Here is a 10,075-nt window from a genome sequence, read left to right as displayed (position 1 = left end):
AAATACTGGAACCCATTGTGGATTTTAATACATACCTGCCTTCAAGGGTGAAGCGATGTATGCTTGAGACAATGGGAAGAATATTAAAGTCTCAGCTTGACCGCAGCGCTTTATATAATAATCTTTGCGGGTTAACCTCGTTGAAATGAAAAACTGGAAGGCTTACCAGGGCATCCGTTAGAATTATTTTTGCCATTGGCCACCATAAAGCAAATAAATTTAACCATTTAACCACAGAATACACAGAAGTCACAGAAATCTGTCTTCAGTGCCTTCCGTGATTTCCGTGGTTAAACTTTTTCATATAAAAGCCCTGGGGAAATCATCGCCCAAAGAAGTAATCAAACAACGCCTTGAGACATACGCCGCAAAACAAATCATTTTCAAAACTGGACTCCATGGCTGTGACCATGCCGTCTTTCTGGTTGACCATCGGAATGAACCCGCTGCTCATCCTGATTTTTGTACAATACAACCCATTATGGTCAACGCGATAGAAATCACAGTATTCGGGGCTACCCATGACTACGGTTGATTTATGCGGGTGAACAACCAGACTTCGCCTTTCTTCGATGTCTCTAAATGGTTTCAGCCAGATCCCTGTAACACCTTGAACGACTTTTGTATTTTCTTTCCGGGCGTTTTCCATATAAAACCTCCTTGACGAGAGGTGTTTTGCACCTTAAAATGAACACGCTAAATAGAAGACGCAAAACACCCTTCGTACTCGTCGCTGTGTATGATTGTTTTTTGTGTTTGCTCTAAAGCCTGGTTAAGACGGCCATCTTATCCAGGTTTTTACTTTACTATAGTTTTTTCGCAGTACTGCAAAAGCGATCATAACCATTGTTTTTTTGAACATGTACATGTACGGCGTTGATATTTTATTTTTAAAATTTTTTTTCAGTTTTAAATTCAACTCGGGAAAAGACCATGTCAAAACCATCATCGGCAACAACGTTTGATAACATCTGGGGACAGCCCCGCAGGACCATGACGGCAGATACGGACCTGGAACTGGTTCTGGTGAATAATGCGCGTATCCCCCTTGCGTTCTGGCGGAAAAATTTTTTTTTCAAAGGGGGGCGAAACCAGACCCTGCATTCCCTGACCCAAGGCATATTCCCGGCCAAGGCCGACCCCATGGGCACCCACCCTGTTTTTGCGTTAAAGCCGATTGCCGGCGGTATCGGTTTCAGGGCATGCCCCTGTTCTTCTTCCGGCGGCAGTAACCGGTGGGTAAATAAAAACACCAAACTGCGTCATACCGGTTTTTCCATGGAGAAAACATCCTATATTATTGACCGTATTCCTTTTACCATACCGGCGTCCCAGGCAAAGACGCTGGCGTTTAAAGGCGAGGTTTCGGCATCTGACATTCAAACCAGGCAACAGGCGGGGGCATTGTGACAAAAACGAGTTTAAACCGGGAATTTGAAAGATGGCTGAACGATCCGGCCAACAAAGGCATTCTGGATAAATTGATTAACTCGATTCACTACACCATGAAAATAAAAGGGCTGTTTCTACGGGGGATACCGCCCAAGGATACGACGGAGAATGAAAAAATATTCCAGGAAGAACTGAAACAGGAATGCCTGGTGTTTTTGCTTGAAGATGAATCCATGTTGTCGACACTGATGGGGCGAAGTGGTTTGGGGCTGGTCAAAAAAAGATTGTACGACAAATTAGTTGACTTGTCACGACGGGAGAAAGATATTCAAAGGGACACCTGGCGGCTGTTTCGCCGGAATATCCTGAGAGCCCTGGGCGAGTCCGACCGTTTTTTTAAAAACGAGCAAAACCACCGGGAAAATTTTTTCAGCCGAACCATTGATGCCCGGCAGGCGGCCATTGCAGATGACGATTTAAAAGATATTGCCTATTCCCCGGCCCTGCCCTTGTCCCTGACGGACTTGAACAGCCAAAAAAATATTTTAAAGGCGGCCGAATATTTCTGGGCATCTGCGGCTGAGTGCGCAGGACTTGCGGATATCAGCCTGCCGGTGAATTCGTTTATCAAATGGATTGAAGCGCATGTGGCGCTTCAGGCCCGGGTGCTGTCCGGCGAAAGCAGTGATGATGACGATGATACGCCCGGTATATTAGAAACCAGCCCGACACCCAATGCATTTAACGACATTAAAAAACGGACACTGACCACATGGGCGCAAACGTGTTTTAATTATCTGGAGGACAACGAAAAATATCTGTTTTTTTATTTTTTATGCAAAAATCTGACACATGACGCCGTATCTAAACTTATGGGGAAAAAATCCAACATGACTTACCAGCGGAACAAAATGATTGATAGACTTCAGTTTTTTTTATCTTCGCTGGATGGGCTTGCCCCGGACAACGGCCAAGAATCCATGGATACGGCCGATCTGGATTTTTTCCGTTTTCAATTGTGTGCAGACCTGAATACCTGGCATGCCCACAAAGAAAAAGCATAAGAAGGATTTGCTATGAATTATACACGAAAACACGCCCTGGCCCTGGCCAGACAGCTTAGAACCTGCCCCCCGCTCTCAATCAAACAATCTGATCATCACGCCGAACAGATTAAAGCACATAATCGGATCTGCCCGTTCTGCACCACCTTTTTAAAAGATGAAATCGAGGCATGGGATGATTTTGTTCAACACATAGAATCCAATTTTTCCGATGCCCTAAAAACCCCGCCGGCCGCCCCCGGCCAGATCCGGAAACTGGACCCGGACCTGGGCTGCTGGAAAAACAACTATTATTACACGCCCCCTGATGTGCTGATTTTATCTGTAGACGATACCATCATTACGGTGGCCCAGATCTGGCCGGACATGACCCTGGCCGGACCCGGTGACCTGGTGGTCCCCAGAAATCTAATGCACGGGCTGTCGGAATTATTTATTGAAACCTGGAATATCTACGCAGTGGATCAATCCTTTTTAGGGCCTTGTACGGGTACTGTGGAAAACAAGGTGGTAGACGCTGTGCGTCAAATGGATGAGGCACCTGATTTTCTGCCCTCCTGGGCCATCGTTCCCATCCCGTTAAAAGAGAACGATCCGCGTCAGTTTTTCCGGGAGCTGGAAATTGAAACAGGATATGTCTTTTCTTCCATGGCCGTGCCCTTGCTTGTGGCCCATGTGGAAAAAGAGACAACGCCGGATATCCTTGAATCCATGATCATGTTTATCAAAAACAAAATTCCGGACATTAACTGGGACTGGGCGCCCCAAAGCATTGATGCGTGCCTGGCTGCGGTACGGTTTCCCGATCATCTCCTGCCCATGAGCGCAGCACAGGACGACACCCAATACCTGACCGCGGCGTACTACGTCTTTGACGGTGAAGATTTAGCGGGCGTTGTGCCGGTTGAATGCCGGATTGAACATCAGACCCCGTCCTGCGATCCCTTTTCGATCAGCGGGGTGGTTGATGCCCCGGAAATTGACGTTACCGGCGACGAATTTAAGGGATTTATTAAAGATTCGACAAACCGGGTCCTGACCGCCTGCGATGTACATGTTGATCCCGGCCAGCGGCGTTTTATGGCGGCATTTCATCGGCCGTTGACTGCGGATGAGCAGTTTTGCCTGGTGATTTTGCACAACAACGCTTCCCTTGACCGGTAATTGCAGGCGCAGACGTATGCAGAATCTTATTTTTATTGCTAAATCGCCGAATGGTCACTCCCATCTTGAATCTATATTAATGGATCTTTCCAAGGGGCTGAAATACAATCCGACCGTGGCGTCGTTTGATGATGATCTTCATACAATTGAATCGTCAGGCATCCCATCCCAGCTTAAAACCCTGTTTTATCGTCGCCTCTGGGCTGACCAGCTTCTGGACCCGGCCCCTGTTCCCGGGGTCCGGGATTGCCTGGCCCGGCACTGTCCCCGGGACACGCTTTTAATGACGGATATGGAAACCCCGGAAAGCGGCAGGTGGGTCAAAATACCGGTACTGGTCGCACGAAACCGGTCCGCCCGGGTGGTCTGGTTTATTGCCGGGCTGGTGCCTTCAGAGTCTTCGGATCTTCTCATCCCACCCTGGGCCCGGAAACTTATGGATACAAGGTTTAAGGACAGCATCTGCTGCGCGGAACAATGTGCCCGGCACGCCTGCCCGGCGGTGTCAAACCGGCGGTTTGTGGTGTTTCCCCTGGCCGTGGACAGCGGCATGATGCAGTTCAGCGATGGATCTGCCGCGCTGGCGCTGGGCCTTGGTATGAAAAGTCTGATGACCGGTCACGCGGTCTCCCCGGATGTTATTGCCACAGGCGGTCTGGATGGCCATGGCGGCATCACCTCCGTGGGGTACCTGGATCAAAAGATCAATGGTGCATGCGAACACCACTTTAAATGCGTTCTGCACCCGGTTCAGTCCGCCCCGGCCCAGGCCCTGGACGAACAGCACATCAGGCAGATGACCCCTTATGCGGTGTCCCGGTTTGATATGGCCTGGACCCTTGCGACTCTCTATTCGGATGAACATGCCCGGCGGCTCCATGATTTTACCATGGCCCTGGCGGATGCCGGGCTGTTCATTGATAAAATGGCGCGATTCCCCGGCCAATGGCTCGGGTATCAAAAATCTGTTGTCCAGGGGCTTTTAGCGGATATATTTGCGGATATGGCGCTGTTCAACCGCTTTGCCCGGACGTTTGCCGGCATGGTCCGGGACTATTCGCGCCATGACACCGCCGAGGCTTTGACCGAATCGGCCCCGGATGCGGTGCCCGGAAAATGGCCCATGGCCGGGTTGATCTGGTGTACGGCCAACCTGGCCCTGTTCAACCACCGGGGAGAGACGATCCGGGCAAAGATCTGGGAACAGCAGGGCAAAGCGATGGCCGAGCATGCCATGACCCTGGATGCGGACCTGGCCGTGGAATTTTTCAACACCCTGCTGGTCAATGCCCATAACCGGTTTGAATTCACAACGGATCTGCCCGGATCACTGACGCGCCTGCTGGCCCTGCTGGAAACGCGGCATCGGGTGATGGCGGCATCGGGCTGTGTCATTGATCAGCCCCTGGGACGGCTTTACGGCACCCTTGTACAACACAGCGCCTTTTGCGGACCCCGGTATATTGATGCCACCGAGGCCTGGTCGCGCAAGGCGCTCCAGGCCCTTGGCGAAAACAGTTCCCCGGAGCTTGAACCCGAGTGGATGCGTCAATACAGCTATCTGGGACTGGCCCGCCTGTGCGCTGGAGATATGGACGGGGCACTGGCCTGCCTGTTTAAATACCTTGGGGTTGAGGATGCCGGACAGATCGCCGCAAAGGTCCCGGACCTGAACCCATTTCAGATCAATATGTCGGCCCGGTTTCTGGCTGCGGAGGACATTGCGGTTCCGGATACCCTCTATACCGGGCTTGTATCCCATGTAACAAAGACGCTCCGGCACGGACATCCCTGGCAGTTAATCTGCTTTAATCTCGGCCGGGCTGCATTGCTGCGTCATGATAAAGAAAATGCCCGGTCACTGTTTGAACAAAGCCTTGAAATCTGCCGAGACAACACACTTGGCCCGACCATTGGGATCATGATGCTCAAGCCCCTGGCATTTTTAAAAGACCTTGTGTCCACCTCTGACGTCAATGCTGAAACCGATCACTGGGAAGCCCAGGCCAAAGCGGACGCCAGACAACTTAACCCGTCCCGCTTTGCATTTTTGTTTGACCGTCCCTTTTTTTCAGCCCTGGAGCATGTTCGACGGCACCATGACGAAATTTTCCCTTTTTCCTATCAGTAAAACATCTGCTCTTTGACAATTTGTCCGAACACCGCTATATTGCAGCCATTAACATGGCATATTGGGGGTTAACAGGACCCGCGGAGGTCCGTCATTTTGATATTATCAATAATTTCAAATAATTAACTTGAAATGCAACAAAAAAACACTGTGAAATTTTTTTCCGAACCCCGAAAATCGGGTAGGTCCGTTAAATCGGCTTCTGAAAGGCTTGCAGGCCAAGGCTTTCAACTACCCAGGGTCAGAAAGACTGCCTCGATTAGAGAGGATTAAGACCCTGGCTGCCATGGCGCGACGAATCTTCCACGCTTGTTTTGTCAGAAAGACTGCCTCGATTAGAGAGGATTAAGACACGGAAACATTTTTCGGATTTCCACATTACCGCGCCATGTCAGAAAGACTGCCTCGATTAGAGAGGATTAAGACTGGTGGAGAATACTCTTGTTTTGTGCATAAGATTGTTCGTCAGAAAGACTGCCTCGATTAGAGAGGATTAAGACTTGAGTTTTAACGGGCATGCAAACATGATAAATATTGTCAGAAAGACTGCCTCGATTAGAGAGGATTAAGACTTATTGCTGTCGAAATGCTCAGGCTGTACCATGTTACAGTCAGAAAGACTGCCTCGATTAGAGAGGATTAAGACTATGTTCGCTTTTCCGTTCTGATTTGGTCGCTCTTGCACGTCAGAAAGACTGCCTCGATTAGAGAGGATTAAGACGGAAAACTTCCCAAATTTGGGCATCCTTCATATCACCCCCAAAGTACTTTACACTTTTTTGGGGAATGATTGCTAAAAAATAGGTGCTTGCTCCAAAAAGTGTAAACTGGCAAATGAAGGATGCCCAAATTTGGTATCCAAAATGTAACTGCCGGAAAATATTTTATTTTACCATGAAGGACATGAAGCGCATGAAGAATATATACTGAGAAAGCAATCTTCATGTCCTTCATGCGCTTCATGGTTTAAATTAATAAAATCATGGGTGGATTTTTCAAACTCGTCTGTTACAATTGCCTGAATTTTTCCTCATCATTTAACTGTAAGAATGGAAATATAACATGGACGCCTATTCAAAAATTGTCAGAAAAGTACTTGACCAGGGCCAGGTTAAAGAAAATCGCACCGGCGTGAACACCATTGCCATTGCCGGGGCCATGTTTGAACATGACATGGCCGAAGGATTTCCATTGCTGACCACCAAATATGTGCCCTTTACCCTTGTGGCCCAGGAACTGGAATTTTTCATCAAAGGCATCACCGATAAAAACTGGCTGCGGGACAAAAATAATCACATCTGGGATGAATGGTGCTCACCGGCGAAGGTTGCCTACGGACATGATGATGAGACCAGGAAAAAAATGATGGACGAACGGGAGCTTGGTCCCATTTACGGGTGGCAATGGCGACATTTTGGCGGTGGATACCAGGCCTGGGACAAGGCAGCGGTGCCGTCCGGGGTGGATCAGCTTAAAAATCTGGTAGACACCCTGAAAACCAATCCCAATGACCGCCGGATGATTGTATCCGCCTGGAACCCCGTGGATATCGGTCAGATGGCCCTGCCCCCCTGCCACTACGGTTTTCAGGTCACCGTCATCAATGGGCGGCTTAATCTGCTGTGGAACCAGAGATCCGTGGATACAGCCCTGGGGCTGCCGTTTAACATTGCAAGCTATGGACTCCTGCTAACGCTTCTGGCGCTGGAATCAGGTTTTAAACCAGGCACGCTTGTGGGCTTTCTCGGGGACACCCATATTTATGAAAACCATGTGCAGGGACTGACGCAACAGCTTGAAAGAAAGCCCTTTTCACTGCCTGGTATAAAGACCTCCTCTTTCAGCTCTATTTTTGACTGGCAGTACAAGGACACAGGTTTAACCGGGTATCAGCATCACCCGGCTATTCGGTTTGAAATTGCTGTTTAGGAATGAACAACAAAACCTTGATATTTGTCATTTGCACTGATAAATATCAAGATTATGATCAAATATAAACATCGATTGATTGAAAACAGGTTGTCGGAACTGTTTGAATACTACCCGGTTGTGGCAGTCCTGGGAGCTCGACAGGTAGGGAAATCTACCCTTGTGGAAAATCTTTTTTCCGGAAAGATAAGTTCAACCGTATTCGATCCGGTCATGGATATTGGTAATGCCCGGCAGGATCCTGATTTTTTCCTTCAAAATATCACCCCCCCGGCTTTTTTTGATGAAGTCCAGTATGCACCCGAGCTTCTTAATTCCATTAAACGAAACGTAGATCAGGAAAAAAAGAACGGTATGTACCTCCTGAGTGGTTCCCAGAACCTGTCTGTTCTCAGGGATATCTCTGAATCCCTTGCAGGCCGGGTTGCTATTTTGAACCTCTGGCCCATGAGCTATGGTGAGGTAAATGAAAAACCCGGGGGCCGCTTTCTGGAACAATGGCTTTCAGAGCCTGAAAAGCAAGATTTCTCCGACACCGGTACGGGCCGCCCGGTATTTGATACGATATGGAAGGGAGGCTATCCCAGAATTTCAGAATTGCCCGACACGCTTATCCCGGGATATTGGCAGTCATACATGCAGACCTATATTGAACGGGATGTACGGAAGGTGGCAAATATCGGTTCATTACAAACCTTTGGCAGATTTATCGGACTGCTGGGTGCTTTAACCTCACAGGAAATCAACTACAATCAACTGGGCAGGGAGCTTGGGATTGCCAGGAATACTGCGCGTTCCTGGATAGAAACAGCAGAATCGACGTTCCAGTGGCTTTCTATTCCAGCCTTTTCCAGAAATCCGGTTAAGCGGATCAGTGGAAAAAATAAAGGCTATTTCACTGATACGGGCATGATTTGTAATCTGCAGAAAATTTCTTCACCGGACGTCATCGCATCCCATCCATTACAAGGGGCTTTGTTTGAAACGTTTGTGGTCATGGAAATCGTAAAACTCATTCAAAAACGGCCCATTCAACCCAATCTCTACCACTTCCGAAGTCATTCCGGCGCTGAAGTCGATCTAATCCTTGAACTGGACGGCAGACTTTATCCGGTTGAAATAAAATCAAAAAGCAATCCTGCCCGTAAAGATATCAGGGGATTTCAGGCGTTTAAAGATTGCTTTCCAAAAGAGAACATACAAAAATGTCTGGTCGTTTGCGCGGTACCGTCATTGCGGTATATCAAGGAGGATGTCCTGGCCGTGCCCTGGTGGTGTCTATGAAATAACCGTAGGGGCAGGCTCCTGTGCCTGCCCTGATAAAAACGTCCAATTCCATGACCACGAAAATAAAGATACCCTGGTCCGTGCCGAATTCCAAACAGGGCAACCACAGGGGGTTGCCCCTACAAACCCACCATTGCCATCAAAGGTCTTCAATGGCTTCCTGGAGTTCAGGCATGAAATCAAGGATATCTTCCACGATCCCCACATCCGCAACCTGGAAAATCGGTGCTTTGGGGTTTTTGTTCACGGCAACGATAAAGGGATTGCCCTTGATGCCGCCCATGTGCTGGAAGGAACCGGAAATCCCCATGGCCATGTAGATTTTGGGTTTGACGGTCTGGCCGGAGGTCCCTACCTGGCGGGATTTTTCAAGCCATTTGGCATCAACAATGGGACGGGAGCAGGCCACGACCCCACCCATGGCATCAGCCAGGTCCTGGGCCATTTCAATGTTGTCTTCATCTTCGATACCGCGGCCAATGGAAACCAGAACGTCGGATTTGGTGATATCAACATCGCCGACTTCCGCTTCAACCACTTCCAGGAAGGTTCTTTTGGCGGAAAGGTCACCGGCCTCACCGGATTTGTCAACCACGGTACCGGACGCACCTTCTTCATCAGCCGGCGCAAATGTGCCCGGACGGATGGTGATGACGGCGCCTGAAGCCGCATCACAGGTCACATGGGTCGATACAGCCCCGCCCAGTTCCTGACGGATAAGTTTCAAGGTCGCACCGTCCATGCCTTCAAAATCCACAACATCCGCCGCATAGGCGGAATCCAGTTTGATGGACAGGCCCGGGGCCAGGTCCATACCGAATGTGTCATGGGGCACCAGCACAATGGCATCGGCCGGAATGACATGGGTCAAGGCTTTTCTCACGATCTCGGCGTTGGGATAGGCCAGGGCCTCATTGTCGATTTTAATGACTTCGGAATAGGTTTTGGTCAGTGCGTCGGCCACATTGTCCAGATCAGCACCATGGCCGGTAACGACAGCCGTAAGCGATGCACCGGCATCAATCTTTTTTGCAGCATCCGGGTATTCGAGTGCCACATCGTCGGTTACCCCGTTTTTAAATGGCACATATGCAAAAATCCGTGTCAT

At 49.2% G+C, this 10,075-nt stretch carries 8 protein-coding genes and 1 CRISPR repeat array; of the genes, 6 read left to right on the top strand and 2 right to left on the bottom strand.

Annotation, left to right across the window (positions count from 1 at the left end; translation table 11 throughout):
• Nucleotides 1-322: 322 nt before the first annotated feature.
• Nucleotides 323-649: a hypothetical protein gene (locus tag HXW94_RS12475; protein ID WP_178367232.1), complete on the bottom strand. Its 327-nt coding sequence runs from the start codon at nt 647-649 to the stop codon at nt 323-325.
• A 284-nt stretch (nt 650-933) separates the two neighbouring features.
• Between HXW94_RS12475 and HXW94_RS12470 the strand changes: the two genes are divergently transcribed.
• The 6 genes from HXW94_RS12470 (at nt 934) to HXW94_RS12445 (ending at nt 8,964) form a co-directional block, all read left to right on the top strand.
• Nucleotides 934-1,410 (top strand): hypothetical protein, encoded by a 477-nt coding sequence (locus tag HXW94_RS12470; protein WP_178367231.1) that lies wholly within the window; start codon nt 934-936, stop codon nt 1,408-1,410.
• Entirely contained in the window at nt 1,407-2,456 is a 1,050-nt protein-coding gene (locus tag HXW94_RS12465; protein WP_178367230.1) for a hypothetical protein, read from the top strand. Before HXW94_RS12470 ends, HXW94_RS12465 begins: the two co-directional genes overlap by 4 nt.
• Before the next feature lie 12 nt (nt 2,457-2,468).
• Nucleotides 2,469-3,620 (top strand): hypothetical protein, encoded by a 1,152-nt coding sequence (locus HXW94_RS12460; protein WP_178367229.1) that lies wholly within the window; start codon nt 2,469-2,471, stop codon nt 3,618-3,620.
• 16 nt (nt 3,621-3,636) lie between these two features.
• A complete protein-coding gene (locus tag HXW94_RS12455; protein WP_178367228.1) occupies nt 3,637-5,751 on the top strand; it encodes a hypothetical protein in 2,115 nt (704 codons plus the stop codon).
• 240 nt (nt 5,752-5,991) lie between these two features.
• A CRISPR array of direct repeats spans nt 5,992-6,472; the repeat unit is 36 nt; unit sequence GTCAGAAAGACTGCCTCGATTAGAGAGGATTAAGAC.
• A gap of 341 nt (nt 6,473-6,813) precedes the next feature.
• Nucleotides 6,814-7,680, top strand: coding sequence for a thymidylate synthase (gene thyA / locus HXW94_RS12450; protein WP_178367227.1), 867 nt, complete (start codon nt 6,814-6,816; stop codon nt 7,678-7,680).
• A 54-nt stretch (nt 7,681-7,734) separates the two neighbouring features.
• Complete coding sequence (locus HXW94_RS12445; RefSeq protein WP_178367226.1) at nt 7,735-8,964, top strand: ATP-binding protein; 1,230 nt, start codon at nt 7,735-7,737, stop codon at nt 8,962-8,964.
• Nucleotides 8,965-9,106: 142 nt separating this feature from the next.
• Here the strand turns inward: HXW94_RS12445 and HXW94_RS12440 are convergent, their stop codons facing one another.
• The gene (locus HXW94_RS12440) at nt 9,107-10,075 is read right to left on the bottom strand and encodes an electron transfer flavoprotein subunit alpha/FixB family protein (protein ID WP_178367225.1); all 969 of its coding nucleotides are present in this window, start codon (nt 10,073-10,075) and stop codon (nt 9,107-9,109) included.

The sequence above is a fragment of the Desulfobacter latus genome (assembly GCF_013389365.1).
GTDB classification, from domain to species: Bacteria; Desulfobacterota; Desulfobacteria; order Desulfobacterales; family Desulfobacteraceae; genus Desulfobacter; species Desulfobacter latus.
The sequence above is the reverse complement of the archived record's forward strand: the minus strand, read 5'-3'. Positions and strand labels throughout refer to the sequence as shown.

Bases quoted from the DNA above. Each gene is read 5' to 3' on its own strand.
- HXW94_RS12440 (WP_178367225.1), bottom strand. From the start codon at position 10,075: ATGACACGGATTTTTGCATATGTGCCATTTAAAAACGGGGTAACCGAC.
- HXW94_RS12460 (WP_178367229.1), top strand. From the start codon at position 2,469: ATGAATTATACACGAAAACACGCCCTGGCCCTGGCCAGACAGCTTAGA.
- HXW94_RS12475 (WP_178367232.1), bottom strand. From the start codon at position 649: ATGGAAAACGCCCGGAAAGAAAATACAAAAGTCGTTCAAGGTGTTACA.
- thyA (WP_178367227.1), top strand. From the start codon at position 6,814: ATGGACGCCTATTCAAAAATTGTCAGAAAAGTACTTGACCAGGGCCAG.
- HXW94_RS12455 (WP_178367228.1), top strand. From the start codon at position 3,637: ATGCAGAATCTTATTTTTATTGCTAAATCGCCGAATGGTCACTCCCAT.
- HXW94_RS12470 (WP_178367231.1), top strand. From the start codon at position 934: ATGTCAAAACCATCATCGGCAACAACGTTTGATAACATCTGGGGACAG.
- HXW94_RS12445 (WP_178367226.1), top strand. From the start codon at position 7,735: ATGATCAAATATAAACATCGATTGATTGAAAACAGGTTGTCGGAACTG.